The sequence below is a fragment of the Brucella sp. NBRC 113783 genome (assembly GCF_040372265.1).
Lineage (GTDB): Bacteria > Pseudomonadota > Alphaproteobacteria > Rhizobiales > Rhizobiaceae > Brucella > Brucella teleogrylli.
On the sequence record NZ_BAABRX010000001.1, the window covers coordinates 56,004 to 82,522 of the forward strand.

Consider the following 26,519-nt stretch of genomic DNA (forward strand, 5'->3'; position numbering starts at 1 on the left):
TCTACATATTTACTCTGACGCACATCTTGTCCGAAAACCGCTTCGCACTTTTCGGGATTTGCTCAACCCCCATAAAACAAGGTTTTTCTCGACTTCGCGCCCATGGCGGTTTATGTCGCATCGGGGCTCAAATCCCTTGAGCGTCCCATAAAGCAACACTGTTCTTTTGGCGGAGCCAAAATCATGACCGATCAGCAAAACCTTTCCCGTCCCCAGCCCAAGGCCGGCCTGCTCAACATCGCAGCCTACGTGCCCGGCAAGGAACATGTGGAAGGCGTTGCCAAGGTCTATAAGCTCTCCTCCAACGAGACCCCGATCGGCCCCAGCCCCCATGCGGTGGAGGCCTATCGATACGCGGGCGAAAAGCTGGAACTTTATCCCGACGGACAGGCGCTCGCGCTGCGTGAAGCTATTGCCGAAACGCAAGGGCTGAACATTGGCAATATCCTGTGCGGCAATGGTTCGGATGAGTTGTTGGGCCTGCTCTGCCAGACTTATCTTGCGCCGGGCGATGAAGCCGTCATCACCGAGCATGGCTTTGCCGTTTACAAGATCCAGACGCTGGCAGCCGGTGCAACACCGGTAACCGTGAAGGAAAGCAATGCGCGCATCGACGTGGATGCCATTCTTGCTGGCATTACGCCGCGCACCAAGGTTGTCTTCATCGCCAATCCGGCCAATCCGACCGGCACTTATCTGCCTTTCGAGGAAGTGCGCCGTTTGCATGCGGGCCTGCCGAAGCATGTCCTTCTCATCCTCGATGCTGCCTATGCCGAATATGTGCGCCGCAACGATTATGAGGCCGGTCTCGAACTCGTTTCGTCGAACGAGAATGTCGTGATGACCCGCACCTTCTCGAAGATCCACGGCCTTCCGGGTCTGCGAATCGGCTGGATGTATGCGCCCGCCCATGTGATCGACGCAGTCAATCGCATTCGCGGCCCGTTCAACATGAATTCGGCAGCGATTGCCGCCGGTGCGGCCGCCATTCGCGACCGCAACCATGTCGAAAAGTCGGTCGCCTATAACGACAAGTGGCTGTCCTGGCTGACGGATGAGTTCACCAAGCTCGGCCTGCGGGTGACGCCTTCGGTCACGAACTTCCTTCTGATCCATTTCCCCGAAGACGCCGCACACTCGGCAGACAAGGCGGATGAGTGGCTTTCCAAGCGCGGTTATATTCTGCGCCGTGTTGGCGGATACGGTTTCCCCAACGCGCTGCGCATGACCGTCGGACCGGAAGAAGCCAATCGCGGCGTAGTCGCCGCACTCACTGAGTTTTTAAAGTAAGATCAATGTCCACGATCCATTTTGATAAAATCGCGCTGATCGGTATCGGTCTCATCGGTTCGTCGCTGGCGCGCGTCATCCGTCGCGAAGGCCTTGCCAACCATATCGCAATTGCAACCCGCAGCGCCGAAACCCTGAAGCGCGCCGAGGAACTGAACCTCGGCGACAGCTACACCACCGACAGCGCCGAAGCGGTCAGGGAAGCCGATCTGGTGATCGTCTCGGTACCGGTCGGTTCGTCCGGCACCGTCGCAAAGCAGATCGCTGGCAGCCTGAAGCCGGGCGCCATCGTCACCGATGTCGGCTCGACGAAAGCTTCCGTCATTGCACAGATGCAGCCGGAACTGCCCGCCAATGTGCATTTCATTCCGGGCCACCCGCTAGCGGGAACGGAATATTCCGGCCCGGACGCAGGCTTTGCAGAGCTGTTCAACAATCGCTGGTGCATCCTCACGCCCCTTCCCGACACGGATGAAGCGGCGCTGGAAAAGCTTACGGCCTTCTGGACGGCCTGCGGTTCGCGGCTCGACCATATGGACCCGCAGCACCATGATCTGGTGCTGGCCATCGTCTCGCATCTGCCGCATATCATCGCCTACAACATCGTCGGCACCGCCAGCGATCTGGAGCAGGTGACAAAATCGGAAGTCATCAAATATTCCGCATCCGGTTTCCGTGACTTCACGCGTCTGGCGGCATCAGACCCGACCATGTGGCGTGACGTGTGCCTGCACAACAAGGACGCTATCCTTGAAATGCTCGGACGCTTTTCGGAAGATTTGGCCTCGCTGCAACGCTCGATCCGCTGGGGCGACGGAGAGGCCTTGTTCGACCTCTTCACGCGCACGCGTGCGGTGCGCCGTGGCATTATCGATGCGGGTCAGGAAGTGGATGCGCCAGACTTTGGCCGTCATGCTGCGACGCGCACCAACGAAAAGAAGTAAGGCAATAGATAGGGCAGTAAAAACATACTCCCCTATTCCCCTATTCCCTTACTCCCCTAAAGCGCCGGTAACCGCCCAAGCGGAATGAACCCGGCATTGGCTCTGCCCTTGCGAACGGCAATCTCCAGCGTGGGATTGCCGTTTTCGTCTTTCGGCATGGCTGATAGCGCGAAGAGGATGGTGGCGATATTGCTGCCCTGCTCCGGGAAAACCGTCTGGCCAGCCTGCGCCAGCGATTGCGCATTGACGAGTGTCAGCTTCACATCGGCGTTGATCAGCCCATTGTCATCGACGGAAAACGGACCGGTCAGCGTCACCATCGCCCCATTGGGCATGGAGAGAAATGCCTGATGGATCGTGCCGCTATGGCCGCGCAGACGCTGGCTGAAGTCGGAAGATCCCGACGCCAGCAGTGTGGCAGCATCGGCAATCTCGATATCGGCAACGCCGTCGATCTCGGGGCTCTTGGCATTGCCGATCACCGGGGCTGCAAGCTTCAGCCCGGCAAAGCGGCCTGCCAGTTTCAGCGCGCCATCGACGGCGCTCATGCTGAAATCCATCTGTTCCAGACTGCTGAGCGGCTCCGTCGTCGTGGTTTCCGTGCGGCGACCGACCACGATGTCGCGCGCTTCAAGCGCAATCTCGGTCGGGAATGGGCGGGCAAGCCGGGTGTTGGAGCTGAACCGGCTCCAGCTCACTTCAAGCGGTTGAAGACCCGGAAATTCGATAAAGGCAGGTCCTGTCAGATCATTGCTGAGCGAGCGCGGCGCATAGATCGGCGAGCCGGAGGTGAAACGCCCTGCGCGAAAGGCCATACCGGCGCTGGGCTTCTGCCAGGAAATGCTGTCGCAGACCACATTGACACGAAGCGGATAGCCGCTTGTGCGCAGATCCTCGCAGCGCACGCCAATGCCCTGAGCGGACAGCTTTGCCATATCCGCGGTGGCGCGCGTTTGCAGGCGGTCGGCCACATAGAACCACCCGGCAGTGTAGGCAGCGACGAGAACGATCAGGAAAATGCCAAGCGCAATAGATCGCTTTCTGGACTTCCGTTGTTTCGTTCCAGCTTCCGTCCCGGGATGCACCATCGAAAAACCTTATGTCGGTCAGAGAGTTGAGCCTGAGAAGCAGCAGAGCCGCCAGCGACGCATCTTTCGATACAATGTTTTGCTCAACCTCACTCTTGGCCATATTATGGCAGGATTGAGTCTTGTGAAGTGGCGCTTCAGAAAAAACGAGGGATATCCATCAATTACCCATGGAAATCGGTCACAAGACGGCAAATATTATACCATCATGACACACCATATCGATGCAAAGCGGACGAGTGATTTCTGGGTTTTCGGCTACGGCTCGCTAATGTGGCGGCCCGGCTTCGCGCATGTGGAGACCGTTCGCGCCCGCCTGCACGGCTATCGTCGCAGCTTGTGCATCTATTCGCATTTTCATCGCGGCTCGCCCGACCACCCCGGACTGGTGCTTGGTCTCGACGCGGGCGGCTCCTGCCTTGGCATGGCGTTCCGCGTTCCGGGCGAGATGACCGACGAGGTGATGGTCTATCTGCGCGAACGCGAAATGTCGAACAATGTCTACCACGAAAAAAGGTTACGGCTGCGCCTCCATGACGGGCGCGATGTTCAGGGACTGGTCTATGTGGCCGACCGCCGCCATGTGCAATATGCGGGCGCGCTCAAGGCCGAGGACGCGGCTGCGATTGTTGCATCCGCGCATGGCGAATCCGGCGCGAATATCGACTATGTCGCCAACACGCTGAAACATCTGCGCGATATGCGCGTACGCGATCACGCGCTTGAGCATGTCGGCAGCCTGATTGCCGCGAAATCACACCCACCGCGTGATTTCGACTGATCAATCCCTGATCGCGAGAATGGACTTCGCCAGTCCGGCAATCTTCTCAAATTCGATCCGCCCATCCGGGAAGAGCTTACGCACCTGTCCCGTGGTCAAAAGCCGGATCGATTCCACATGAAAACGGGCATCGTCGGCGCTTTTCTGACGCTCGAAAAAGCCGAGCCGCATCTTGGTCATCAGCCAGATGCGCACCGCCACCGGCAGCCACTGAAAACCGATAAAGCGGAAATGCGGCTCATAAGGGAACCAGTAATTGGGCGTCTGCATGTAATAGCGCTTGCCGAGCCTGCGGGTATTTTCCGCAAAGCGTGTGATGGCCGCCCAGTCGCCGACATGTTCGATAACCGAGTTGGAATGAACCACGTCGAAAGTCCGCCCCGCAAAAAGCGCCGGATCGGTCGCGTCGCCGACCAGAAACGTGAAGGTTCCCGTATCTTTCTCTTCCTGCTTTTCAGGATTGATCAGCGTGAAATGCAGGCGGTCGCGGTTGGCTTCGATGAAGTCTTCGCCGATCAGCCAATATTTTTCCGACCCGCCGAGATCGAGGATTTCAACTTTTTCGCCTTCCGGCTTTTCGGCAAGTGCCGCCTCGATCAATTTGCGGATATGGGCGAACCGTTTGGCACGGAAGGAAAACTCGATGCTTTTGCGGTCCTTATAAGGATCGCGACTATTTTCTGAAATATCCATTGTCGTTTTATCCGTTCAGCCAAACACCGGTCAGCACTGTTAAGCTCACTTGCCATTTATTACAAAGCATAGCAACACCGATGGCATATCAGGGCATTGTCCGGCAGAGCAAAGAGAAGGGCCGATCCAGTGCCTCAAGCACGAAAATTGAGCCGGCAGCCTATCGGGCACTTGTCCTCAATCGAAGCAATCGCTACATCTCGGCCAATCGTCAAGGAGACAGACACTCATGATAGCATTGTTCCGCACTATTGACCTGGCGCTCGACATCTATACGTGGATCATCATCGCCAGCGCCATTTATTCGTGGCTCTATGCGTTCAATGTCGTCAATTCCGGCAATCGCTTCGTGGCCTCGGTCGGAGAGTTTCTCTACAAGGTAACCGAGCCGGTTCTGCGCCCGATCCGTAATCTCCTGCCCAATCTCGGCGGCATCGACATTTCGCCGATTGTCCTGCTGTTGATTATCTTCTTCATCCGCCAGTTCATGTGGACGACGCTGCTGCCGCTCTTCCTCTGACCGGCACAGCAAACACCAAAAACAAAAGCGCCCGATGGATCATCGGGCGCTTTTGTTTTGAACTCAACTCATGAAACAGGCGATTACTTGCCCTTGGCGCGTTCGATCGCTTCAACGATGAACTTGCGAGCGTAGTCTTCATCGCCCCAGTCACCGATCTTGACCCACTTGCCGGGTTCCAGATCCTTGTAATGCTCGAAGAAATGCGCGATCTGCTTCAGCGTGATTTCCGGCATATCGGTATAGTCGTGGATCTTCTCGTAACGGCGCGTCAGGTGCGGCGACGGAACGGCGATGATCTTTTCGTCCTTGCCGGAATTGTCTTCCATGACCAGAACGCCGATCGGGCGGACATTGATCACAGAACCCGGCACCAGCGGACGGGTGTTGCAGACGAGAACGTCGATCGGATCGCCGTCTTCCGAGAGCGTGTGCGGTACGAAACCGTAATTGCCCGGATAGGTCATCGGCGTGTAGAGAAAACGGTCAACGATCAGAGCCCCGGACTTCTTGTCCATCTCGTACTTGATCGGCTGGCCGCCGACCGGAACTTCGATGATGACGTTGACGTCTTCGGGAGGATTGGTTCCGATGGAAATGGCATCAATATTCATGATGGGTCCTTTCGTGTCGCGCTCTGATAACGGGTTTCATGTTTCCGTGCAAGAAAAACGAAAGTTCAATAAAACGCGACTAATTGTCGTTTAGCTCATGTACAGCCGGAAGGATGTCGGGCATTTAACTGCGCGGTGAAACACCCAGTTCCTTCAGGCGGTCCACAGCTGTCGGTGGCATCGGGGGTGGGTTGGGGTCGCGGCTTGCCGCAACCAGAAGCTCGTCGCAGGCCGTTTCGGTGGTTTCGATCAGGCGGCGCAGAAATTCTTCCTTTTCAAGCCCCGGCGGAATGGGCGGCAGGACGCGGCACCGAATGGTGCCCGGAAAGCGCAGAAACTTGCGGCGCGGCCAGTAAAGCCCGGCATTATGGGCAATCGGCAAGACCGGCAGGTTCAGCGCATCGTAAAGATGCACGATGCCGTATTTATATTGCGGCGGCGCACCGGGCGCGCGGCGGGTGCCTTCAGGATAGATCAGGATCTGACGCCCTTCGGCAATGGCCTTTTCCGCGCCCTTGGTGATCGAATGCAGCGCCTTGACGCGCGATCCGCGATCCACCGGGATCATCTCCATTTTAGCGACGTACCAGCCGAACAGCGGAATGCGCATCAATTCGCGCTTCAGGATCAGAACCGGATCATCCAGATAGGGCAGGAACGCATAGGTATCCCAGGCCGACTGGTGCTTGGGCGCGCAGATATAGGCGCCCTCTGGAATATTATCGAGACCTTCAATGACGTAATCCGTCCCGGCAATGATCTTCTGGAGCTTGAGATTGACCCGCGCCCACAGCTTCGGCACGATCCAGGCCTTCTTGCGCGGCAGCAGGAAATAGAACGGCGTATAGACGATCATCTGAACCAGCGTGCAGATGTAAAACGCCGCATTGAAGAGGATTGAACGCAGATAGAGAAGCATCGTGTCGGCGAATGTCCCGGCTAGAGCACGTCCCGTAGAGAGAGACACAATCTCGAAAAACTGTCAGACCTTCGCTTTCCGAAATCTCGGGCACTCGTATATCAGGAACTGCCCCGTTTTCCATACAGAAAACAGTGACCGATTGTCAGGAATTTGCTGTTTGTTACCGATTGATTTTCTGACCGGCGACGCCGTTCAGGATGTCGAAGCCGAAAATCTCCGACGTACCGACGCGCACGACCGCGCCCAGATATTTGACATATTCCACGAACAATACGCGCAGCGTGTCACCCTCGGCAACCCAGCTTTGCCCGCGCCCCTCGGTGTTCACCACCGGATAGGGCACGAATTCCACGTCCTTCATCCGGTAGGACATTTCCAGAATGCTGCGCGGCATATGGTAATTGTTCGTCACGACGATCACCCGGTTATAACCGTTGTTGCGAATCCAGTGTTCGCTTTCCTCGGCATTGCCGATGGTGTTGCGTGCCGAACGGTCGAGATCGACACAGCAGTCGAACAGGCTCGGATCGGCATGGGTGGCGCGCTGTATCGATTTTTCATTCGTGGAAGGATGCACGCCGCTGATCAGCAGACGCTTGCCGCGTTTTTCCTGCAACAGATCGACCGCCGCCTGAATGCGGGACTGACCGCCGGTCAGGACCACAATGGCGTCGGCGGGTTCATCGATCACCGGCGGCGTCATGCTCGTCACCTTCTCACCGAAGGCGACAAAGCCAACGAGAAAAGCCAGAAGCAGGCCAAAAAGTACGATGGAAATGGGTTGGAAACGTCTCAGCATGCGCATCATGACAGACCACAGGAATCTGGCTGGCGCAAGCAGCAAGGATGAAGGGGCAACAACAGGGGGGCTGCGTCGCCAGACCACGGCGCCCGCTCGCATCTCTTCCGCTGTTTGTCCCTTTGCCACCGCATCGTTACTCGCCCGGTATCCGCCGCCCAATGCGTGCGCGATTCGCCCGTTGTTCCTCTGGCTATCATACGCAGCATTGCGGCGATAACTCGGAAAACTACCAGGAATTTGCGAGCGGCGGAGCGTATTGGGCCAAAAGATTGTCATTCGGAGCGCACTCCCGGACCATCCATGGTTGCGAGCTGGCGAATAACCGTCAGGCGACTGGTCAGCATGGTCAGGACACTGACCAGTATGATGATGGCGGCGGCGCCGAGATAGCCGCTGCGACCGATGGCGAAGTTCCCGAACATCGCCGCGGCCTGATCGCCTTCCGGCGTCGCCATATGGCGGGAAGCCCACCACGAAAAGATCAGGAAAACCAGCATGGCGGCGGCACCGCCGAACAGCGCGCCTTTCAGCGCGGTGCGGAAGAAATGCCACTCGAATTCACGCGCCACGAATTTCGATTCCGCCCCGATGAAATGCAGAACCTCGATGATGTGGCTATTGCCGGACATTGCGCCGCGCGTGGCGAAAATGACGGTGAGAATGGTGGCTGCGATCACCAGCGAAAGAACTGCCGTGCCGACCAGAACCGTGGTTCGCGCCATCGACACCAGCCGGTCCACCCAAGTCCGGTGATCGTCGAAACTGGCTGCCGGTATGGCGCGGGTCAGTTCCGCGCGCATGGTGCCGAAATCTGGCGGCGCGCTTTCGTCAATGGTCACCACGACAAGGCGCGGCACCGGCAGTTCGTCAATGTTGAGCCCGCTGCCAAGCCAGGGTTCCAGCAGACGCGCCGTAGCATCCTTGTCGATGATGTTCGTCGCCTTCACGCCTGCAAAGCCGCGCGCGATATCGCTCGCCTGTTGCAAGGCCTTTTCAATATCCTGCCCTTCGACCGGACGGATCTGGATGGTCGCCTCGCGCGCAATCTGGCTCTGCCAGGCGGCAGCCGATGCGCGGACCAGCGAAACGCCGCCCATGGTCAGGCAGGCGAGAAAGGTCATGATCGCGATAACGGTCACCAAAGCCGTGCCGGTGACGCTGCCATCGGGCACGATGGGGCTTGGCCCCTTGCGCTGTCGGCGTTTGCCGACCCGCACCAGAACCATGTCCTTCAGGTCTTCGAAACGAACCTTGAGGTCATCCAGAATTTTCTGCCAGCCGTTTAGGCGACCACTGCGGGGCTTATTCATAGATATCGAGCCGCCCATGTTCCAGAATCATGCGGCGCGCATTGACCTGATCCATCAGGGAAAGGTCGTGCGTCGCGATGATGACAGCGGTGCCCGAGCGATTAAGCTCCGTGAACAGGCGCAGCAGGCGCTTGGCGAGCGGCGGATCGACATTGCCGGTCGGCTCATCAGCCAACAGCAGTTCCGGCTGGTCGATCAGCGCGCGCGCAATCGCGGCGCGCTGCTTTTCACCACCGGACAGGACCGGCGGGAGAACGCCCATCCGGTCACCAAGGCCAACCCAGTGCAAAAGTTCCTCCACCTCATGCCGATAGGTGGCTTCTTCCTTGCCGCGCACCCGCAACGGAAGCGCCACATTCTCATAAGTGGTCATGTGGTCGAGCAGACGGAAATCCTGAAACACAATGCCGATACGGCGGCGCAGCAGCGGCACCTGCTTATGGTCGAGACGCGCCACGTCGTTGCCGAACACGTTGATCAATCCGCGTGTCGGCTTCAGCGCCATGAAAAGCAGCCGCATGAGCGACGTCTTCCCGGCACCCGAAGGGCCGGTCAGAAACTGGAATGAACGCGGCGGTATGTGGAAACTGACATCCTTCAGGATTTCAGGTCCCATTCCATATCTCAGCCCGACATTCTCGAAACGTATCACCGGTCAGTTTCTCTTTGTTCTTCGCGCGCGCGAAGCCTTCACGCGTCGCGCATCAATACCCGTTCGACCTTTACCCTCTATGGTTAATCTTGCGTTAAATCGGACCCGTTTCGGCCGTTAAAATATTCGCGAGCGAAGCATTAACCATTTTGCGGCAGCCTATGGGGCTGGAATGAGTGAGCAAACGCAAAGGAAGATGACTTCATGATGGCGAAGCGATCCCCCGCCGCAGACCATGCGCGCGCCCATAAGCGTGCCTCGACGTCTGCCGGTTGGCGTCACGCGCCCGCTGTCGAAGTCGAGGACGCCGAATTCGAAACTGTGCTGCCGGAACGTCGAAAGCCAGCCACGCCGCATGTGCTGCCGGGGTTCAGCCTTTTCCGCAAACAGCAACGCCCGGCGATTGCGACGGAAACCGCGAGCGGCCCCAGTGTTGCCTATTGGGTTCTGGTGGCCTTTTGCGCCACGACCGCCTTCTGGATGGCGGGCGGCTATACGATCATGACAGGCAAGTCGTCGGACGCCGTCGCCAGCGTATCGCCATCACTGCCGCTCGTTTCCGCGTTGAAAGTGACCGACATCACCAGCAATATCGCAGAGCGCGCCGAAGGCAATGTGCTGAATGTGGGCGCCAGCATCAGGAATGACAGCCACGAAACGCAGCCGCCACCGGCTCTGATCGTCAGCATCACCTATCGTGACGGACAAAAGCGTGAACGCCTGCTGGAACCGGTGCGCACAAGCATCGAACCCGGCAGAAACATCCGTTTCGAGACGATGCTGCCCGCCCTGCGCGGCACAATCGAGAAGGTCGATATCAGGATGGCGCGTCCGGCTTGAGCCCCGACGCGTGTTTCAAAAGCTGGATCGCTTACTGCCAGCAGCCGAGATTACGTCCCTTCAGATTGTGAGAATCGATCTCGACAATAAGCTTGGGATCCTGACGCAGCAGAACCATTGTGGTGCGCTGCTTGAGATCGATCTTCTGCCATCCCGCGCATTCGGTCGGTAGCGGCGTGGTGTCGATCTTGACCTTTTCCGTCCATGCGGTCGCCGTGCAGCCGGAAAGAGCGGAAACCAGCGGCACCGCCATGGCGATACCCCAAAAGATTCTCGATCCTCTGGTCTTAGGATGCATGTTCAAACCGCAAACTCCCTGTCTGCTCTACGACAGCCTTTGAAAATGGCTGTTCTTCGGTTACGGGCCTGCCCCGTGCCTACTCTTCGCTTATAACGCGCATGCAGCCCCCTTCGCAATAACCCGGCTATGGAAGTCAGCGGTCAAGCAACCCCGCAATTGCGTCATTCAGCCGACGACCGGTGACAACGCCCTCCGGGGCGCCATTGCTGCTCGCCCTTCGCTTCAGCCGTAGGGCACATGATTTACATTAATCAATTCAAGTGCTTATCAATCATATTATCGAATAACAACAATATAATTGGGGTAATTTTCGATATTTACTTTTAAAATAGTTCTACGAAGCAAAGCATAGACGCCATTCTTTGTTTTCAACAATATTGCCGGAAGAATATGACAGGGATATAGTTTTGGATATCTGATTCGCATTCGGCCAGTTTCACTACACCAACCTTGGGGATTTCCATGTTGAATAAACTATCGGCTGAGTTTTTCGGAACTTTCTGGCTGGTTTTCGGCGGCTGCGGCAGCGCGGTGCTCGCTGCGGCTTTTCCTGAACTTGGCATCGGCTTCCTGGGCGTCGCCTTTGCTTTTGGTCTCACCGTCCTGACCATGGCTTTTGCTGTGGGCGGCATTTCTGGTGGCCACTTCAATCCGGCTGTTTCGCTCGGTCTCGTGATCGGCGGCAGGCTTCCGGCAAAGGATCTTATCCCCTACTGGATCGCACAGGTTCTGGGTGCCATTGTCGCAGCGGCAGTGCTCTATCTGATCGCTTCGGGGAAAAGCGGTTTCACGGCGGGCGGCTTCGCCTCCAACGGTTATGGCGAATTGTCGCCGGGCGGCTATAGCCTGACCTCGGCCCTGCTGATCGAAATCGTCCTGACGGCGTTCTTCATCATCATCATTCTGGGTTCGACATCGTCGATCGCACCGGCTGGCTTTGCCCCCATCGCGATCGGTCTCGGCCTGACGCTGATCCACCTGATCTCGATCCCGGTGACCAATACGTCGGTTAACCCGGCTCGCTCCACCGGCGTTGCGCTCTTCGCTGAAACGGCTGCACTCAGCCAGCTCTGGCTGTTCTGGGTTGCTCCGCTGATCGGTGCAGCGCTCGGCGCGATCATCTGGAAAGGCCTGCTTGGCAAGGATTGATCCGCCCTCCCGGATCGACTAGGCCGACGTCATGTCGGCCTTTTTTTTCGCCCTTTTTCTTGAAGTCCTTTCCGCTTCGGGAATTGCCGACACAATTGCCACCAAAAAGTGATTCCGATCATGGGAAGGATGCTGTAAGTAACCCCTATCTTTCCTCGCGATGTTTTGAGCAATGTCTCCCTCAACCGATGCTTCTTCTGCTGATCGTTACGCAGCTTTTCGCCACTCATCTTTTAAAAAATACTGGGGCGCACGCTTTCTGAGCGCCTTTGCGGTGCAGATCGTCAGCGTTTCGGTCGGCTGGCAAATCTATGACCAGACCCGCGATGCCTTCAATCTGGGCATGGTGGGGCTGATGCAGTTTCTGCCTGCATTGCTGCTCGTTCTCGTAACCGGGGCCACGGCTGACCGTTTCGGCAGGCGCTTGATCATGGGCCTGTCGCTGGTTCTGGAAGCTGTCGTCACAGGACTGCTGCTCTCACTGACGCTTGCGGGGCTATTCGAGCCAGCGACCGTATTTGCGAGCCTCCTGCTATTCGGCATCGCCCGCGCCTTCCTCGGGCCATCCTCGGCATCGCTGGTGGTGAACCTTGTTCCGACCGAGGATTTTGCCAATGCCGTATCCTGGAATTCGTCGGCCTGGCAGGTCGCAACCATCGTTGGCCCCGTCGCGGGCGGCCTGCTCTACGGCATCTCGCCGGTCGCAGCCTACAGCATTGCCACGGTCTTTCTGATCGCGGCTGCGGTCCTCACCTTCTCGATACCAAAGCCGAAGCAGCATACGCTTGCAGAACAGCGTTCCCTGTCGAGCATGCTCGCCGGCTTCCGCTATATCTGGAAGGAAAAGATCGTGCTGGGCGCGATCTCGCTCGACCTTTTTGCGGTGCTGCTCGGCGGCACGGTGGCGCTGCTCCCGATCTATGCGCGCGATATTCTCGATCTTGGTCCGTGGGGGCTTGGCCTGTTGCGTTCCGCACCCGGCATTGGCGCGGTGTTGACCGCGATCTGGCTGGCCGGTCATCCGATCCGCGACCATGCAGGCCGGGTGATGTTCGTCTTCGTTGGGCTTTTCGGCCTGTTCAACATCATCTTTGGCGTTTCAACGCTGACGTGGCTTTCCGTCGTCGCACTGGCGCTGGCCGGTGCTGCCGATATGATCAGCGTCTACATCCGTGAAACGCTGATGCAGCTCTGGACGCCGGATCATGTGCGCGGACGCGTCAATGCCGTGAATATGGTTTTCGTCGGCGCGTCGAACGAATTGGGCGAATTCCGCGCAGGTCTGATGGCGGCGGCTCTGGGTGCGGTTCCGGCAGTGGTGATTGGCGGCGTCGGCTCCATCGCCGTCGCGATGATCTGGGCAGCCATGTTCCCGCAATTGCGCAAGGCCCGCCATCTGCAAGGCCGGACTTGATGATCAAAAGGGCGAGCTACGGCTCGCCTTTTCTATCTGTACCCGCGCCTGTAGGGCATTGCGGTCATCCTCGCGGATGCCGATAAGCTCGGCGATGCGCCATGTCACGTCCGCTTCCACTTCGCTGACATCGCCATCGGCATAGACCATTTCCCACATCAGACCCACGAAATCGAGCCGCGCATTATAGTCCAGCTGACGCTTGAGAACGGATGTAAAGCTTGAAAAATCGATCGCTTCGCTATCGGCAGCCTCGGCGGCCTTGATGAGCTTCTTCAGCGCATCGCCCTTGAGATTATATTTCAGCGACAGCATCGCGGCGAGCTTCTTGCGCTCGCTCTCGCGTGTTTCTCCGTCGACATCCATGATGTGAAACAAAAGGGCAGCGGCGGCAAGTTTCGGATCATCGTTGGAAATATTTCCCGTGCGGTCACGAAAACCGTTGCCGGGCAGTTCTTTCAAAAATTCCAACAGACGATCGAACATTCACCCTCGCGAGACACATTAACGCTCAAGCGCCTCACCAGGGAAACGCCGACCTGCATATTTGCGAACCTAACGGGGGAAATACGGCAGGCAACGCGACAAACCGTCATGAAAGACGGTTCGACGCAGATGACGTCGCCAGCGTTGTTTTTAAGCAACGCTTTATTCAAGTGGAACTGGCTTAGAACAGCCGTAAACCACCCTGCACCTTGCGCGGTGTGCTGTTTTGATCCACACCCGGATCATCGACCACGAAATGACCGCGCTTGTCCTCTCCGTCTTCGACGTCATCGAACGAGGTTCCATCAAGCGGCGGTTGCGGAGTTTCATCGCGCTTCAGAACTGGCGCAGGCGGATCGTCTTTCACGGGCTCGGCGGCGGGCACAACCACTTCGGCCTCCACCACATCAAGCTGCGGCGCAGCTTTCGGAGGTGCGTCGCGAAGCGGCGGCGTCACCACCACGGGCACTGCCGGTTTAACATCCGGGACAGGCCCTTTGATTTCCGGCTCTTCGGCCTCAACAACCGGCGCAAGTTCGACAACCGGGACTTTCCATTCAAAGCTGTTCAGCCTGCCGGTAACCGGCGAAACTGGCGACCAGCGCTCGGAAACATAACCATCGGCAGTCCAGGCCGGATCGCGTGGCGCCTTGAGCGCTCTCGCGAGCCACTGACGCACCTTGCCCTGATCGCCGGTTTCGGCTTCCTCGATATCGGCCAGCAGCAGATAGGCGCTTTCGGTCGGGCGTGCCCGCAACACCTGTTCGGCATTGTCGCGGGCTGCCTTGAAATCTCCAGCCTCATAGGCCGCGCGCGCCAGAACGAGACTGCCTTCCGCAGTGTTGGAACGCAGCGACACCAGATGCCGCGCGCGTTTCAGACGATCCTGCGCCGTGTCGCCTGCGCGGGCATAGACATAAGCGGAAGCGATATCGGGATGCGGGGAACGCTTCCATGCCGCCTCCAGAATCCTGGAACCCTTGCGCACATCGCCATCGGTGAACAGCGCCTGCGCAGCCACGACAGCGGCAGGCACCAGATCGGGCGCAAGCTTGTTTGCCTCCAGCGCAATAGTCTTGGCATGGGCGTGATCGACATTCAGCGTTGCCATGGCCTTGGCGGTCAACAACGCTGCGCGTTCCTTCTTCACCGTATCCTTGCTGTGCGCCAGCGCCTGTTTGCGCGCCTCGACCAGTTTCAATGCGCCATCCCAATCGCCGTCGGCGCAGAATTGGCCCATCATTGCCGATGACGCCCATTCGAGCTGCGGCGCCTGCTTGGCAGCTTCCGAAGCATAATGACGGGACGCCTCGATTGCGCCGACGCGCTGCGCTTCGATATAAAGCCCGCGTAGGCCCAAAAGCTTGGTTTCGGGGTCTTCCAACATCGCCTCGAAGCCCTTGCGGGCATCGTCCGTGCGACCTTCAAGCATCGCCGTCTGCGCTTCCAGAAGTTTGATGAGCGGCTCCTGATCGGAATTCAGCAGCTTGCCCGCCTGCTTGGTCATGCGGCGCGCAGCTTCCGCATCGCCCGCACCGGCAGCGATCAGACCAGTCGAAAGCGACTGATATCCACGGTCGCGCTTGCGGGCGCGAAAATGGCGGCGCAGCGTGTAGGGCGACTGGATGATGCTTTTTACCAGCCACCACAAAAGCAGGATCGCCGCCACGATAGCCACAATACCGGCGACTGCCGTAATCAGCGGCACATTATAATGGTTGCCTGCAAAAACAACATCCAGCTCGCCCGGACGGTCAGCCAGCCAGGCAAAGCCGAAACCAAGGGCCACAACGATCAGCAGATAGAATAAAACACGCAGCATCGGCCCGCCCCCTTAATTGCCCGCCGGTGCCGCGGCACCCGCTTCTGCCGGTGCTTTCGGCTTGAGGCTGTCAGCAACCAGACGCTGGATCAGCGCGTCGGCGTCGCGCCGCACTTTCATCTGGTTCGCAAATTCTCCGGACACCGCTTTCGCATCGGCAGGGAGTTTTTCCCATTCACCGATGGCGCGCTCCAGATCGCCTGCATGAAGCGCTGCTTCCATACGTGCGGTCGTGGGTCCGACACCTTCGCCTTCCACATTGCCTGCGACGGGCCGAACACTCACCAGCCCCTTGGCGCTGGCAACGAGTTGATCCCAAACGCCCGCATCGGCGGGCAGCTTGTTTTCGGTGGCGACAATACGATTGGCGACGGGACCAAACCAGGCATTGAGGTCCGCCACGGTCGGCACGCCCGTATTGGCAAAGGCCTTGAGGCCCTCGACCGAACTTTCCTGTGGCGCCAGCGACGCATAGGTTTCGAGCTCGGATTTGAACGAACCGCCGCGATCGATGGCCGTTTTCAGCGCATTGGCGGCAATCAGCGCTGTTGCATCCGGCTGGCGGGCGGCTTCGCCGACCGTTGCCTGCAAGGAGGTCAGCTTCGATTCCAGCGAAGAAATCGTGCCGGTATTACCGGAAACACCGGCTGCAGCCTGATCCGCCTGATTCTGGGCCGCCGACAATTTCGATTCCAGCGCGTCGAGACGCCCGGTCAGCGCTTCGATATCGCCCGAAGCGGCGCCTCCACTCGCCTGCGGCAATGTCTCGACCTGCTGCTGCAATTGCGTCAGCGTGCCTGCGACCGCTTCCGCCTTGATTTCGGCGGCCTGAACATTCTTCTGCAAATCGGCAAATTGCGTGCGGCTCGCAGCGTCGAGCGGTGCGGGCGTCGGGTTGGTGCGCAGTTCTGAGATCTGCTGCTCCATCGCGGCCAGTTGCTCGGCGGTCACGCGCGCGCCGGGCGACGGAATGACATTGCCCCATTGCAGCGCAAACATGCCACCAAGCGCTATGACGCCACCGGCAATACCCGCCAGAAGATGCGACGCGCCGGTGCTTTGCTTCGGGCTGGAGTTGCCGACGGGCGGCACGGTTGAAGATGTGCCCGAACTCGTGCCCGGCTTTTCCGTTTCCGGTTTTACGCCAGCGGTGAAGGGCGGCCTTGCGGCATTTGCAGCCGGTTTCGGCTCGGCTTTCGTTTCAGCGGGCTTGGCGGTCGTTGCCTGAGCAAAGTTCCCGACCGGTTCGGCGGGCGGTGTCGTCCTGGCTCCCGCTTGTTCGTCGACACGCTTTACATCAGACGGATCGAGATTGATCGTCACGGGATTGCGGGCCGGTTTGGAATGTCGCGGGGTGCCGGATTTCGCCATGGGTCCTCTCGTAATCGTCGATTGCCTGCCGGTAACTCGGTGTGACTCTAACAGATAAAATCTTCTGTCGCAGGAAGGTTGCGTCTAAAAGAATCAAAGTTTGGGAAACAGTCGGAAAAGTCCTTTTTCATCCGGGTGGTCCGCGGTCAGCGCTCTTTGTTGCCATTCGGCAGGCAGCCTGTCGGCAACCCGGGCTGAAATACACAGAAAACGGGTGTTTTCGTTAAAAGGTGGCTCGATCCTGCGCATCGCATCGACAAACTGCCCCGCCGCCACGCCGGAATAAAGCATCACGGCAGCAACGGGCACTTGCCCCAGAATGCGTCGAAATGCATCGGGCGTGTAATCGACAGGCTCAATGTCATAGACATCGCAAACCGCCATTTCGATCCCGGCGGCGGCAATCCGCTCTTCGAATACCGGCTGACGCACGCGCCCGGCGAGATAAAGAACCCGCGCACCCGCAGGCAGAGCCTGACGCATCGTTTCGGCAAGCCGGACGGCATCGCCACCGCCTTCGATCACCTGGCCGAAACCGGCCTCACGCGCGGCCTGCGCCGTGCCTTCACCGACCGCGAAAAGCGGCAGATGTAACGGCAGAACGGCGCGCTCGACATGGCGGAAAGCATTGGCGCTTGTCACTGTCAGCGCTGCAAACGGAATGCCCGGTATCGAGAACGCCAGCGAAACCGTGCGGCTGAGCGGCAACAACACCGGCTCGAAACCCGCTTGCAAAAGCCGGGATGCCGTCTGCGAGGCTGCCGGTTCCGGTCGTGTGACCAGAACCCGTCTGCCTGCTTTCGCTTCGCCCGGCCCGTTCAATGTCAGTCCCAATCCGTGAAGAAATGCGGACCCGCAGCCGCACGTACAGTTCTGGCGGCTTCGACGCCGATTGCAGCCGCGTTCGCTGCCGTGCCGTCCAGCGTCACGTCATGCGCTTGCGCGCCATCCGGCGTCAGGATCATGCCGTGGAAATGCACGTTGTCGCCGTCCACCGTCGCCAGACCGGCAATCGGCGTGCGGCAGGAGCCGTCAAGCGCACCCAGAAATGCGCGTTCGCAGGCAAGCGCCACTTGCGTATCGCGATGCGCCAGCGGTGCCAGCAGCGCATCGATGCGCGTATCGCCGATGCGGCTTTCAATGCCAATGGCGCCTTGTCCCGGTGCCGGTGGGAAGGCAAGCGGATCGACCAGTTCGGTGATCGCCGCATCGAGACCGAGACGCCGGAGCCCGGCGCAAGCCAGAAAGGTGCCGTCCACTTCGCCCGCTTCAAGTTTTCGCAGACGGGTATCGACATTGCCGCGATACATCACCACCTGAATGTCCGGGCGCAAACGCCGGATCAACGCCTGACGGCGCAGCGACGACGAACCGACGATTGCCCCCTGCGGCAAATCCATGAATCGCCCGGCGGTGCGGCCGATGAAAGCATCGCGCGGGTCCTCGCGCTCAAGAAAGACGGAAAGATGCAGCCCCTCGGGCAGAACGGTCGGCATATCCTTGGTCGAATGGACGGCAATATCGATTGTGCCATCCTTCAGCGCCTGTTCGATTTCCTCGGTGAAAAGCCCCTTGCCGCCGACTTCCGACAAAGGGCGATCCTGAATGCGGTCGCCCGCCGTGGACATGGGCAGGATTTCAATCGCGTCTTCCGACAGACCATGCGCTTGCATCAGGCGGCGACGCGTCTCGTGCGCCTGCGCCAAAGCCAGCTTGCTACCGCGCGTACCAATCTTCAATGGGCCAATCTTCAAGGATGCTGTTTGCATATCGCGTCGTCCATGGTACCGGGTTGCTTGACGTATCAGAAATATGAGACTGGCAGGGTCTAACCGCAAATGCGCATTCTTGGAATAGAAACCAGTTGCGACGAAACAGCCGCCGCTATCGTTGAACGCAACGATAAGGGCGAAGGCCGTATTTTGTCCAATGTGGTTCTGAGCCAGATCGCCGAACATGAGCCTTATGGCGGCGTCGTGCCGGAAATTGCCGCGCGCGCCCATGTCGAGGCGCTGGATCGGCTGGTCGCGCGCGCCTTGCAGGATGCGGATATGCAACTCGACGAGGTGGATGCCGTGGCGGCCACTGCCGGTCCCGGCCTCATCGGCGGGCTGATCGTCGGCCTGATGACGGCAAAGGCGCTCGCTATGGCCGCGCAAAAGCCGTTCTATGCTGTGAACCATCTGGAAGGCCACGCTTTGACGGCGCGGCTGACCGACAAGCTCGAATTTCCCTATCTGCTGCTGCTGGTTTCCGGCGGTCACACGCAGATGGTGCTGGTGCGCGGGCTCAATGATTATGAGCGTCTCGGTACCACGATAGACGACGCGCTGGGCGAAGCCTTCGACAAGACGGCAAAGCTTCTGGGCCTGCCTTATCCCGGCGGCCCGGCGGTTGAGCGCATGGCGCTTCAGGGGGATCCGAAACGCTTTGCCCTGCCCCGCCCGCTGAAAGGCGAAGCGCGGCTCGATTTTTCCTTCTCGGGCCTCAAGACCGCCGTGCGCCAGACAGCAAGCGAACTGGTGCCGCTTAGCGATCAGGATGTTGCGGATATTTGCGCCTCGTTTCAGGCAGCCGTGGCGGACACGCTGTCAGACCGGGTCGGGCGTTCGCTTGAACGGTTCAAGACAGAGTTTCCCGACTGTGCAACGCCTTCGCTGGTGGTTGCGGGCGGCGTCGCCGCCAACAAGACCCTGCGGGCGTCGCTGGAACAGCTTTGCGCCAAACACGGCTTCAGCTTCATCGCGCCGCCGCTCAATCTCTGCACCGACAATGCAGCCATGATCGCCTGGGCCGGGGCAGAACATGCCGCGACCAAGGCTCCGGATTCGCTTGCCATCGCGCCGCGCTCGCGCTGGCCGCTCGATGAAAAATCCGCGCCGCTGATCGGCACGGGACGGCGTGGAGCCAAGGCATGAGTGCTCGCACGAAGATCGCCGTTCTCGGTGGCGGCGCATGGGGCACGGCGCTTGCCGCCATGGCAGCGACCAGTGGCCACGAAGCATGGCTCTTTGCCCGCGATGCGGAAACTGTCGCAGCCATCAACAATGATCGGCGCAATCCGCGCTATCTGGGTGACATCGAACTGCCCGCTGGTATCCACGCCAGCGCCAGCGCTTCGGACGTTGTAACCGGTGCTGACGCCGTTCTGGCCGTGATCCCGGCACAGGCCATGCGCGCAGGCCTTTCCGAACTGAACAGCCTCATCCCGCAATCCGCGCCCGTCGTTTTGTGCGCAAAGGGCATCGAGCGCGGCACCGGACGCCTGATGTCGGAAGTGGTGGCGGAAGTTTTGCCGAACCACCGCATCGCCGCCCTATCCGGCCCAAGCTTTGCCACCGATGTTGCGCGTGGCCTGCCAACGGCAGTAACGGTTGCCTGCGAGGATGCCGACACCGCTGACCAGCTGGCTGCACTTCTTTCAGGTCCTGCTTTCCGCTGTTATTCGACTACCGATCTCAAAGGTGTCGAGATCGGAGGTGCGTTGAAAAACGTTCTGGCGATTGCGGCGGGTGCCGCTGTCGGGCGCGGTTATGGTGCGAGCGCGCAGGCAGCCCTTGTGACGCGCGGCTTTGCCGAACTGCGCCGTATCGGTCAGGCCATGGGCGCAAAGCCGGAAACCATTATGGGGCTTTCCGGCCTCGGCGATCTGATGCTGACATGCTCATCCTCGCAATCGCGCAATTATTCCTACGGCCTCGCGCTTGGTCGCGGCGAAGACCTGACCAACCGGCCTCTGGCCGAAGGTGTCGCGACCGCGCCGATTGCTGCGGAACTGTGCGACAAGCACGGCATTTCCGCGCCCATCATCGATGCGGTTGGCGCTTTGCTCAGCGGAAAGATCACCATCGACGAGGCTGTGATCAACCTTATCAACCGACCACTCAAGACCGAAGACTAGAGGACCAGACGATGCTTTTTGCACTTCTTTGCAACGACAAGCCCGACCATCTGCAGGTGCGCCTCGACACGCGCCCGACGCATCTCGAATACCTTACGAGCCTTGGCGATGTGCTGAAGTTTGCCGGTCCTTTCCTTGGCGAAGATGGCAAGCCAAATGGCAGCCTTCTCGTTGTCGAAGCCGAAGACAAGGCGGCAGCAGCAGCCATCGGCGCCAACGATCCCTATGCGAAGGCTGGTCTGTTTCAGGACGTGACCGTGCGCCCGTGGAACTGGTCGTTCAAAAATCCCGCCAACGCCTGAGTCGCTTACCGAGGAACGCACAATGGCTTACTGGCTGTTCAAATCCGAACCGTTCAAATGGTCATGGGAAATGCAAAAGGCCCGTGGTGAAAAAGGCGAGCAATGGGATGGCGTGCGCAATTATCTGGCGCGCAACAACATGCGCGCCATGAAACTCGGTGACAAAGGCTTTTTCTACCATTCCAATGAAGGGCTGGAAGTGGTCGGTATTGTCGAGGTTTGCGCGCTTTCGCACCCTGACAGCACCACCGACGACCCGCGCTGGGATTGCGTGGACATCAAGGCTGTTCGCGATGTGCCGAAGCCGGTCACCCTGAAGGATGTCAAGGCGAACCCGAAGCTTGAGAATATGGCGCTTGTCACCTCCATGCGCTTGTCCGTTCAGCCCGTGACGGAAGATGAATGGATTGAGGTTTGCCGCATGGGCGGCCTCGACGCCAAAGATATCTGATGCTCGATCCGGCGGAAACCAGCACGCGCAGCTTCATTCTGGCCAATACCGGCCTGCAAGCACCGCCGCATGTGCCGGAAATCCGCCTGCATCTGGCTGACGAAGCGCACGACCTCTGGCACAAGACAGAGGAAGAACTGGCCACAATCGGCCTGCCGCCGCCCTTCTGGGCCTTTGCCTGGGCGGGCGGTCAGGGCGTGGCGCGCTATATTCTCGACCATCCGGAAGCCGTGCGTAGCAAGACTGTGCTGGATTTTGCATCCGGCTCCGGTCTTGTCGCCATCGCGGCCATGAAAGCGGGCGCGAAAAGCGTCGTCGCTTCGGATATTGATCCCTTCGCGCTTCCCGCAATTGATATCAACGCCAAGGCCAATGGCGTTGCAGTGACGGCCAGCCTTGACGATCTCATCGGCGCCGATCACGGCTGGGATGTGGTTCTGGCGGGCGATGTCTTCTATGAAAAGCCGCTGGCCGACCGGCTTATTCCATGGTTCGCAAAATTGGCGAAACGCGGCGCTCAAATCATCGTTGGGGATCCGGGCCGCGCCTATTTGCCCAAGGATCGGCTGGAGCAGCTTGCGGTCTATACGGTGCCCGTGACGCGTGCGCTGGAAGATTCCGAAGTCAAGCGCACGACCGTCTGGGCATTCATTTAGACCCGCTTAAGCGAAGCGTTTCGCTCCCGCAACGCACAGCACGACGATGCCCGCTGTCGCGACCATGCCCATGCTGACGGGCTCTCCCGCAATGCCTGCCGCCAGCATGAGACCGAAAAACGGTTGCAGAAGCTGAAGCTGTCCGACCGTCGCAGCCCCGCCCTGCGCCAGCCCGCGATACCAGAAGAAAAACCCGATCAGCATCGAAAACAGCGACACATAGACCAGCCCGCCCCATGCCATCGCGCCAATGCCTGTCCATGTTTCAGGACGCATGAGAATGGTCAGCGGCAGCATGATCGGCAGCGAGAAGACCAGCGCCCAGCAAATGACCTGCCAGCCGCCGAGCCTGCGCGACAGGCTGGCCCCCTCCGCATAGCCAAGCCCGCAGACAATGATGGCACCCAGCATCAGCACGTCGCCGAGCAGCGTGGACTGGCTGCCCTGCCCGTAAGCATAGGACGCGACAATAGCCCCACCCACGATCGAAAACAGCCAGAACAGCGGACGCGGCCGCTCGCCGCCGCGCAGCACAGCGAACACTGCCGTCGAAAGCGGCAGCAGGCCGATAAAGACAATCGCGTGCGCCGAGGTCATATGTTGGAGCGCAATACCCGTGAGCAGCGGAAAGCCGACCACCACGCCCAGCGCCACCACGATCAGCGAAATGACATCGCTCTTGCGCGGAAGCGGTTCGCGAAATGCCAGCAGCAGCGCCATGCCCAACAGCCCGGCAATCGACGCGCGCGCCAGGGTCAGGAATGTCGGGTCGATATCGATGACCGCAAGACGTGTCGCAGGCAGCGAGCCTGAGAAAATCAGCACGCCCAGAAACCCATTCATCCAACCGGCGGTCTTGTTGCCAATACCGTTGTTCCCAACATTCTCGCTCATTGTGTCTTTTCAGCTTTCAGCAAAATCGTCTATGAATTTCGCGGACAATGCCGCGAACTTGCCGAAATAATCAGAGACAGTTACCGGACAATTCTGGCAAACTGTACTGATACGAAAGAGAGTACAGATGATATCGACGGGCCTGTTGCGCAGCCTCGAAGCCGTGGAAGCCGCCTATGCGGGCGTCGATAGCGCGCGCGGTGATGAAAATGGCATGGCTGAAAAAACCTCGCTCGTCGAAAAAGTCATGTCCATTATACGCGGACGCATTGCGGCCATGAGCCTTGCGCCCGGCGCCCGCCTGCCATCGATCCGCCGCCTAGCCGAAACCATGGACGTCTCCAAATCCACCGTCGTCGAAGCCTATGACCGGCTGGTGGCAGAAGGCACCATCCACTCGCGCCGTGGTGCTGGCTTCTATGTGTCAGAGCGAGCGCGCCAGCCGTTTTCGCTGGCCACCACCACGCCGCACAAGGACCGGCAGATCGACCCGTTCTGGGTCATGCGCCAATCGCTGGAAACCGAAGGCAAGACATTGAAGCCCGGCTGCGGCTGGCTGCCGGATGAATGGCTGCCGCTTGAGGGCATCCGCCGTGCGCTGCGCGCCATTGCCCGCGACGAGCGCAGCGATCTCGCCACCTATGGCGAACCGCTCGGTTTCCGCCCGTTGCGCAGCCATCTCGCGCACCGGTTGGCGGAACAGGGCATGGATATTTCCGGCAGCGAGATATTGCTGACCGATTCCGGCACGCAGGCCATTGATCTCATCTGCCGCTTTCTGCTCCAGCCGGGCGACACCGTGCTGGTGGACGATCCGTGCTATTTCAACTTTCAGGCCGTGCTGCTGACCCACCGCGTCAAGCTGGTCGGCGTGCCCTATACCCATAGCGGCCCGGACCTCGAAACCTTCGCCAAGGCTGCCACCGAACACGCCCCGAAACTCTATATTTCCAATGCGGGCCTGCAAAATCCGACCGGCGGCGTCATGTCGCCCGCAACCGCGCATCGCCTTCTGAAGCTCGCGGAAGCGCACGACATTATTCTCGTCGAGGACAATATTTTCGGCGATTTTCATCCGTCGCCAGCACCACTACTGGCGGAACTCGACGGGTTCGAGCGCGTGCTGCACATTGGCAGTTTTTCCAAGACGCTCTCGGCTGCGGCGCGTGTCGGCTATATTGCCGGGCGCAGTGACTGGATCGACGGCCTGACCGATCTGAAGCTCGCCACCACCTTCGGCGGCAATTCGATCTCGGCGCAAATCGTCCATGCGCTTTTGACCGATGGCACCTATCGCCGCCACATCGAAGGCATGCGCGCCAAGCTTGCCGATGCCATGACGCTGACCGCCAAACGCCTGAAAGCCGCAGGGCTGGAACTCTGGGCCGAACCGCAAGGCGGCATGTTTCTCTGGGCGCGCTTGCCCGACGGCATGGATTCCGGCACCATTGCAAGGCACGCGCTGGACAAGGGTGTCGTTATGGCGCCCGGCGATGTATTCAGCCCGTCACGCACGGCAAGCGCCTATCTGCGCTTCAACGTGGCGCAATCGACAGACCCCGCTGTTTTCACGGTTCTGCAAGAAGCGATGAAAATGACAGGTTGCTAAACCCAACCACGACATTAGCCTTCCCGCGTCGAAAACAATTTCAAGCAAAACACGCACAGTCATGCGGACGGGTGCCGCTATACTCTGACGACTGTCTTGGAGGAGACATGCGTATTTTTGTGTGCGGCACAACTCGGACAGCCACAACACGATTGCGCAGGGAGAACGGAGAGGGCAGACTGGTCTAAACCCGTCTGCCGGGAGGGAGTAGCATTGAATACGCACCTGTCCGGGGCGGATGCAGTTTCGCGCCCTGAAGATGAAAAACTGTCGGTTGCAGCAAACCTTGCCTATGGTTTTCAGCATGTGCTGACTATGTATGGCGGCATTGTTGCGGTTCCCCTGATTATCGGTCAGGCCGCAGGATTGAGCCCCAGTGAAGTGGGTCTGCTCATCACTGCCTCATTGTTTGCCGGCGGTGTTGCCACCGTGCTGCAAACCATCGGCATTCCCTTTTTCGGATGCCAGCTGCCGCTCGTGCAGGGCGTTTCCTTTGCCGGTGTCGCCACAATGGTGGCCATTGTCACGTCCAGCGGCAGCGGTGAAGCAGGCCTGCAAGTCGTGCTTGGCTCCGTCATGGCGGCGGCCTTTATCGGCTTTTTGATAACGCCGATTTTCTCACGCATAACGCGCTTCTTTCCACCGCTCGTGACTGGCATCGTCATCACAACCATCGGCCTGACGCTGATGCCCGTTGCGGCCCGCTGGGCGATGGGCGGCAACAGCAATGCGCCCGATTTCGGCAGCATGTCCAATATCGGTCTGGCCGGACTGACACTGGCGCTGGTGCTTATCCTGAGCAAGATCGGCAGTGCCACCATTTCCCGCCTGTCAATCCTGCTCGCCATGGTGTGCGGCACGCTGATCGCCTGGGCGCTCGGCATGACGGATTTTTCGCGCGTCAGCGAAGGCCCGATCATGGCTTTTCCAGAAATCTTTCATTTCGGCATGCCCGTATTCAGCATCGCTGCGACCATTTCCATGTTCATTGTCATTCTGGTGACCCTGGTGGAAACCTCGGCGGATATTCTGGCCGTGGGCGAAATCATCGGCACCAAGGTCGATTCCCGCAGGCTCGGCAACGGGTTGCGCGCCGATATGGCGTCGAGCATTTTTGCCCCAATCGTCGGCTCGTTCACGCAGAGCGCCTTTGCGCAGAATGTCGGACTGGTGGCGGTGACGGGCGTGAAAAGCCGCTTTGTCGTCGCGACCGGCGGTCTCATTCTTGTCACGCTCGGCCTGCTGCCGGTGATGGGGCGCGTGATTGCCTGTGTTCCGCCAGCGGTTCTGGGCGGTGCGGGCATCGTACTTTTCGGCACGGTCGCGGCCAGCGGCATCCGCACGCTGTCGAGGGTCGATTATCAGAACAACGTCAATCTGATCATCGTGGCCACTTCCATCGGTTTCGGCATGATCCCGATCGCTGCACCGCAGTTCTACCATCAGTTTCCCGACTGGTTTGAAACCATCTTCCATTCGGGCATCAGCTCGGCTGCGCTGATGGCCATCGTGCTGAACCTGCTGTTCAATGAGTTCAAGACCGGTAATTCCGATCAAATGTCGGTGTTTTCGGAAGGCACCGAGCGCATTATCCGTCATCACCACATCGCAGAGCTGCACGACGGCGACTATTTCCTCGGCGGAAAGCTCTACGACGTGCAGGGCAACGAGGTGAAAATCGTGCCCGCACCGGCGCACTGAAAATCG

The 26,519-nt window shown here is 59.2% G+C and carries 28 protein-coding genes; 14 read left to right on the top strand and 14 right to left on the bottom strand.

Annotated elements, in window-relative coordinates:
* The first annotated feature begins 183 nt into the window (after window positions 1–183).
* Both hisC and ABWW11_RS00275 read left to right on the top strand, forming a co-directional pair.
* Complete coding sequence (hisC, locus tag ABWW11_RS00270; protein WP_109369908.1) at window positions 184–1,290, top strand: histidinol-phosphate transaminase; 1,107 nt, start codon at window positions 184–186, stop codon at window positions 1,288–1,290.
* A gap of 5 nt (window positions 1,291–1,295) precedes the next feature.
* On the top strand, window positions 1,296–2,234 hold the full coding sequence (locus ABWW11_RS00275) for a prephenate/arogenate dehydrogenase family protein (RefSeq protein ID WP_109369909.1): 939 nt from the start codon (window positions 1,296–1,298) through the stop codon (window positions 2,232–2,234).
* Window positions 2,235–2,290: 56 nt separating this feature from the next.
* Here the strand turns inward: ABWW11_RS00275 and ABWW11_RS00280 are convergent, their stop codons facing one another.
* Complete coding sequence (locus ABWW11_RS00280) at window positions 2,291–3,322, bottom strand: DUF2125 domain-containing protein (protein ID WP_109369910.1); 1,032 nt, start codon at window positions 3,320–3,322, stop codon at window positions 2,291–2,293.
* Between the two features lie 208 nt (window positions 3,323–3,530).
* Between ABWW11_RS00280 and ABWW11_RS00285 the strand changes: the two genes are divergently transcribed.
* Complete coding sequence (locus ABWW11_RS00285) at window positions 3,531–4,103, top strand: gamma-glutamylcyclotransferase (RefSeq protein WP_109369911.1); 573 nt, start codon at window positions 3,531–3,533, stop codon at window positions 4,101–4,103.
* Here the strand turns inward: ABWW11_RS00285 and ABWW11_RS00290 are convergent, their stop codons facing one another.
* Window positions 4,104–4,796: a methyltransferase domain-containing protein gene (locus ABWW11_RS00290; RefSeq protein WP_109369912.1), complete on the bottom strand. Its 693-nt coding sequence runs from the start codon at window positions 4,794–4,796 to the stop codon at window positions 4,104–4,106. It lies immediately after the preceding gene.
* 229 nt (window positions 4,797–5,025) lie between these two features.
* Between ABWW11_RS00290 and ABWW11_RS00295 the strand changes: the two genes are divergently transcribed.
* A complete protein-coding gene (locus ABWW11_RS00295) occupies window positions 5,026–5,316 on the top strand; it encodes a YggT family protein (RefSeq protein ID WP_109369913.1) in 291 nt (96 codons plus the stop codon).
* Window positions 5,317–5,399: 83 nt separating this feature from the next.
* On the opposite strand, the gene ppa is transcribed toward ABWW11_RS00295, so the two are convergent.
* The 5 genes from ppa to ftsE all read right to left on the bottom strand — a co-directional run bounded on the left by ppa (window position 5,400) and on the right by ftsE (window position 9,580).
* Complete coding sequence (gene ppa, locus ABWW11_RS00300; protein WP_078337519.1) at window positions 5,400–5,930, bottom strand: inorganic diphosphatase; 531 nt, start codon at window positions 5,928–5,930, stop codon at window positions 5,400–5,402.
* A 124-nt stretch (window positions 5,931–6,054) separates the two neighbouring features.
* Window positions 6,055–6,849 carry a lysophospholipid acyltransferase family protein gene (locus ABWW11_RS00305; protein WP_109369914.1) on the bottom strand — a complete coding sequence of 265 codons (795 nt, stop codon included), beginning with the start codon at window positions 6,847–6,849 and terminating at the stop codon, window positions 6,055–6,057.
* A gap of 163 nt (window positions 6,850–7,012) precedes the next feature.
* A complete protein-coding gene (locus ABWW11_RS00310) occupies window positions 7,013–7,930 on the bottom strand; it encodes a YdcF family protein (RefSeq protein WP_109369915.1) in 918 nt (305 codons plus the stop codon).
* A complete protein-coding gene (locus ABWW11_RS00315; RefSeq protein WP_109369916.1) occupies window positions 7,927–8,964 on the bottom strand; it encodes a cell division protein FtsX in 1,038 nt (345 codons plus the stop codon). Before ABWW11_RS00315 ends, ABWW11_RS00310 begins: the two co-directional genes overlap by 4 nt.
* Window positions 8,957–9,580, bottom strand: coding sequence for a cell division ATP-binding protein FtsE (gene ftsE, locus ABWW11_RS00320; RefSeq protein WP_210261380.1), 624 nt, complete (start codon window positions 9,578–9,580; stop codon window positions 8,957–8,959). The genes ABWW11_RS00315 and ftsE overlap by 8 nt, the downstream gene beginning before the upstream one ends.
* A gap of 240 nt (window positions 9,581–9,820) precedes the next feature.
* On the opposite strand from ftsE, the gene ABWW11_RS00325 reads away from it, so the two are divergent.
* Window positions 9,821–10,456, top strand: a complete 636-nt coding sequence (locus ABWW11_RS00325) for a hypothetical protein (protein WP_109369918.1) — start codon at window positions 9,821–9,823, stop codon at window positions 10,454–10,456.
* 31 nt (window positions 10,457–10,487) lie between these two features.
* On the opposite strand, the gene ABWW11_RS00330 is transcribed toward ABWW11_RS00325, so the two are convergent.
* Window positions 10,488–10,754, bottom strand: coding sequence for a hypothetical protein (locus ABWW11_RS00330; protein ID WP_109369919.1), 267 nt, complete (start codon window positions 10,752–10,754; stop codon window positions 10,488–10,490).
* 465 nt (window positions 10,755–11,219) lie between these two features.
* Here ABWW11_RS00330 and aqpZ point away from each other — a divergent pair, with 465 nt between their 5' ends.
* Together aqpZ and ABWW11_RS00340 are read left to right on the top strand one after the other, a co-directional pair.
* Window positions 11,220–11,906, top strand: a complete 687-nt coding sequence (aqpZ, locus tag ABWW11_RS00335) for an aquaporin Z (protein ID WP_109369920.1) — start codon at window positions 11,220–11,222, stop codon at window positions 11,904–11,906.
* Between the two features lie 172 nt (window positions 11,907–12,078).
* Complete coding sequence (locus ABWW11_RS00340; protein WP_109369921.1) at window positions 12,079–13,320, top strand: MFS transporter; 1,242 nt, start codon at window positions 12,079–12,081, stop codon at window positions 13,318–13,320.
* 3 nt (window positions 13,321–13,323) lie between these two features.
* Here ABWW11_RS00340 and ABWW11_RS00345 read toward each other — a convergent pair whose 3' ends face one another.
* From ABWW11_RS00345 to hemC, 5 genes are all read right to left on the bottom strand, one after another.
* On the bottom strand, window positions 13,324–13,806 hold the full coding sequence (locus ABWW11_RS00345; protein WP_109369922.1) for a tellurite resistance TerB family protein: 483 nt from the start codon (window positions 13,804–13,806) through the stop codon (window positions 13,324–13,326).
* A gap of 181 nt (window positions 13,807–13,987) precedes the next feature.
* A complete protein-coding gene (locus ABWW11_RS00350; RefSeq protein WP_109369923.1) occupies window positions 13,988–15,628 on the bottom strand; it encodes a heme biosynthesis protein HemY in 1,641 nt (546 codons plus the stop codon).
* Between the two features lie 12 nt (window positions 15,629–15,640).
* Entirely contained in the window at window positions 15,641–16,999 is a 1,359-nt protein-coding gene (locus ABWW11_RS00355; RefSeq protein ID WP_109369924.1) for a COG4223 family protein, read from the bottom strand.
* A gap of 93 nt (window positions 17,000–17,092) precedes the next feature.
* Entirely contained in the window at window positions 17,093–17,821 is a 729-nt protein-coding gene (locus ABWW11_RS00360) for a uroporphyrinogen-III synthase (protein WP_109369925.1), read from the bottom strand.
* A gap of 2 nt (window positions 17,822–17,823) precedes the next feature.
* Entirely contained in the window at window positions 17,824–18,768 is a 945-nt protein-coding gene (gene hemC / locus ABWW11_RS00365) for a hydroxymethylbilane synthase (protein ID WP_109369926.1), read from the bottom strand.
* 69 nt (window positions 18,769–18,837) lie between these two features.
* Here hemC and tsaD point away from each other — a divergent pair, with 69 nt between their 5' ends.
* From tsaD to ABWW11_RS00390, 5 genes are read left to right on the top strand one after another with little or no spacing between them, the layout of a single operon-like run.
* Window positions 18,838–19,917 (top strand): tRNA (adenosine(37)-N6)-threonylcarbamoyltransferase complex transferase subunit TsaD, encoded by a 1,080-nt coding sequence (gene tsaD, locus ABWW11_RS00370; RefSeq protein WP_109369927.1) that lies wholly within the window; start codon window positions 18,838–18,840, stop codon window positions 19,915–19,917.
* A complete protein-coding gene (locus ABWW11_RS00375; RefSeq protein WP_109369928.1) occupies window positions 19,914–20,900 on the top strand; it encodes an NAD(P)H-dependent glycerol-3-phosphate dehydrogenase in 987 nt (328 codons plus the stop codon). Before tsaD ends, ABWW11_RS00375 begins: the two co-directional genes overlap by 4 nt.
* A gap of 11 nt (window positions 20,901–20,911) precedes the next feature.
* The gene (locus ABWW11_RS00380; RefSeq protein ID WP_109369929.1) at window positions 20,912–21,202 is read left to right on the top strand and encodes a YciI-like protein; all 291 of its coding nucleotides are present in this window, start codon (window positions 20,912–20,914) and stop codon (window positions 21,200–21,202) included.
* Window positions 21,203–21,224: 22 nt separating this feature from the next.
* Window positions 21,225–21,653: an EVE domain-containing protein gene (locus ABWW11_RS00385; RefSeq protein WP_109369930.1), complete on the top strand. Its 429-nt coding sequence runs from the start codon at window positions 21,225–21,227 to the stop codon at window positions 21,651–21,653.
* Complete coding sequence (locus ABWW11_RS00390) at window positions 21,653–22,309, top strand: class I SAM-dependent methyltransferase (RefSeq protein ID WP_109369931.1); 657 nt, start codon at window positions 21,653–21,655, stop codon at window positions 22,307–22,309. The genes ABWW11_RS00385 and ABWW11_RS00390 overlap by 1 nt, the downstream gene beginning before the upstream one ends.
* A gap of 6 nt (window positions 22,310–22,315) precedes the next feature.
* Here the strand turns inward: ABWW11_RS00390 and ABWW11_RS00395 are convergent, their stop codons facing one another.
* Window positions 22,316–23,203 (bottom strand): DMT family transporter, encoded by an 888-nt coding sequence (locus tag ABWW11_RS00395; RefSeq protein ID WP_109369932.1) that lies wholly within the window; start codon window positions 23,201–23,203, stop codon window positions 22,316–22,318.
* Window positions 23,204–23,330: 127 nt separating this feature from the next.
* Between ABWW11_RS00395 and ABWW11_RS00400 the strand changes: the two genes are divergently transcribed.
* Entirely contained in the window at window positions 23,331–24,812 is a 1,482-nt protein-coding gene (locus ABWW11_RS00400; protein WP_109369933.1) for an aminotransferase-like domain-containing protein, read from the top strand.
* A 213-nt stretch (window positions 24,813–25,025) separates the two neighbouring features.
* Window positions 25,026–26,513 (top strand): nucleobase:cation symporter-2 family protein, encoded by a 1,488-nt coding sequence (locus ABWW11_RS00405; protein WP_109369934.1) that lies wholly within the window; start codon window positions 25,026–25,028, stop codon window positions 26,511–26,513.
* Window positions 26,514–26,519 lie beyond the last annotated feature (6 nt).

Excerpts from the sequence above, each read along its gene's own strand:
- ABWW11_RS00315 (WP_109369916.1), bottom strand. The coding sequence starts at position 8,964 with ATGAATAAGCCCCGCAGTGGTCGCCTAAACGGCTGGCAGAAAATTCTG.
- ABWW11_RS00310 (WP_109369915.1), bottom strand. The coding sequence starts at position 7,930 with ATGACAATCTTTTGGCCCAATACGCTCCGCCGCTCGCAAATTCCTGGT.
- ABWW11_RS00350 (WP_109369923.1), bottom strand. The coding sequence starts at position 15,628 with ATGCTGCGTGTTTTATTCTATCTGCTGATCGTTGTGGCCCTTGGTTTC.
- tsaD (WP_109369927.1), top strand. The coding sequence starts at position 18,838 with ATGCGCATTCTTGGAATAGAAACCAGTTGCGACGAAACAGCCGCCGCT.
- ABWW11_RS00330 (WP_109369919.1), bottom strand. The coding sequence starts at position 10,754 with ATGCATCCTAAGACCAGAGGATCGAGAATCTTTTGGGGTATCGCCATG.
- ftsE (WP_210261380.1), bottom strand. The coding sequence starts at position 9,580 with ATGGGACCTGAAATCCTGAAGGATGTCAGTTTCCACATACCGCCGCGT.
- ABWW11_RS00290 (WP_109369912.1), bottom strand. The coding sequence starts at position 4,796 with ATGGATATTTCAGAAAATAGTCGCGATCCTTATAAGGACCGCAAAAGC.
- ppa (WP_078337519.1), bottom strand. The coding sequence starts at position 5,930 with ATGAATATTGATGCCATTTCCATCGGAACCAATCCTCCCGAAGACGTC.
- ABWW11_RS00305 (WP_109369914.1), bottom strand. The coding sequence starts at position 6,849 with ATGCTTCTCTATCTGCGTTCAATCCTCTTCAATGCGGCGTTTTACATC.
- ABWW11_RS00295 (WP_109369913.1), top strand. The coding sequence starts at position 5,026 with ATGATAGCATTGTTCCGCACTATTGACCTGGCGCTCGACATCTATACG.
- ABWW11_RS00285 (WP_109369911.1), top strand. The coding sequence starts at position 3,531 with ATGACACACCATATCGATGCAAAGCGGACGAGTGATTTCTGGGTTTTC.
- hisC (WP_109369908.1), top strand. The coding sequence starts at position 184 with ATGACCGATCAGCAAAACCTTTCCCGTCCCCAGCCCAAGGCCGGCCTG.
- ABWW11_RS00275 (WP_109369909.1), top strand. The coding sequence starts at position 1,296 with ATGTCCACGATCCATTTTGATAAAATCGCGCTGATCGGTATCGGTCTC.
- ABWW11_RS00380 (WP_109369929.1), top strand. The coding sequence starts at position 20,912 with ATGCTTTTTGCACTTCTTTGCAACGACAAGCCCGACCATCTGCAGGTG.
- ABWW11_RS00355 (WP_109369924.1), bottom strand. The coding sequence starts at position 16,999 with ATGGCGAAATCCGGCACCCCGCGACATTCCAAACCGGCCCGCAATCCC.
- ABWW11_RS00375 (WP_109369928.1), top strand. The coding sequence starts at position 19,914 with ATGAGTGCTCGCACGAAGATCGCCGTTCTCGGTGGCGGCGCATGGGGC.
- ABWW11_RS00345 (WP_109369922.1), bottom strand. The coding sequence starts at position 13,806 with ATGTTCGATCGTCTGTTGGAATTTTTGAAAGAACTGCCCGGCAACGGT.
- ABWW11_RS00385 (WP_109369930.1), top strand. The coding sequence starts at position 21,225 with ATGGCTTACTGGCTGTTCAAATCCGAACCGTTCAAATGGTCATGGGAA.
- ABWW11_RS00280 (WP_109369910.1), bottom strand. The coding sequence starts at position 3,322 with ATGGTGCATCCCGGGACGGAAGCTGGAACGAAACAACGGAAGTCCAGA.
- ABWW11_RS00400 (WP_109369933.1), top strand. The coding sequence starts at position 23,331 with ATGATATCGACGGGCCTGTTGCGCAGCCTCGAAGCCGTGGAAGCCGCC.
- hemC (WP_109369926.1), bottom strand. The coding sequence starts at position 18,768 with ATGCAAACAGCATCCTTGAAGATTGGCCCATTGAAGATTGGTACGCGC.
- ABWW11_RS00340 (WP_109369921.1), top strand. The coding sequence starts at position 12,079 with ATGTCTCCCTCAACCGATGCTTCTTCTGCTGATCGTTACGCAGCTTTT.
- ABWW11_RS00325 (WP_109369918.1), top strand. The coding sequence starts at position 9,821 with ATGATGGCGAAGCGATCCCCCGCCGCAGACCATGCGCGCGCCCATAAG.
- aqpZ (WP_109369920.1), top strand. The coding sequence starts at position 11,220 with ATGTTGAATAAACTATCGGCTGAGTTTTTCGGAACTTTCTGGCTGGTT.
- ABWW11_RS00390 (WP_109369931.1), top strand. The coding sequence starts at position 21,653 with ATGCTCGATCCGGCGGAAACCAGCACGCGCAGCTTCATTCTGGCCAAT.
- ABWW11_RS00395 (WP_109369932.1), bottom strand. The coding sequence starts at position 23,203 with ATGAGCGAGAATGTTGGGAACAACGGTATTGGCAACAAGACCGCCGGT.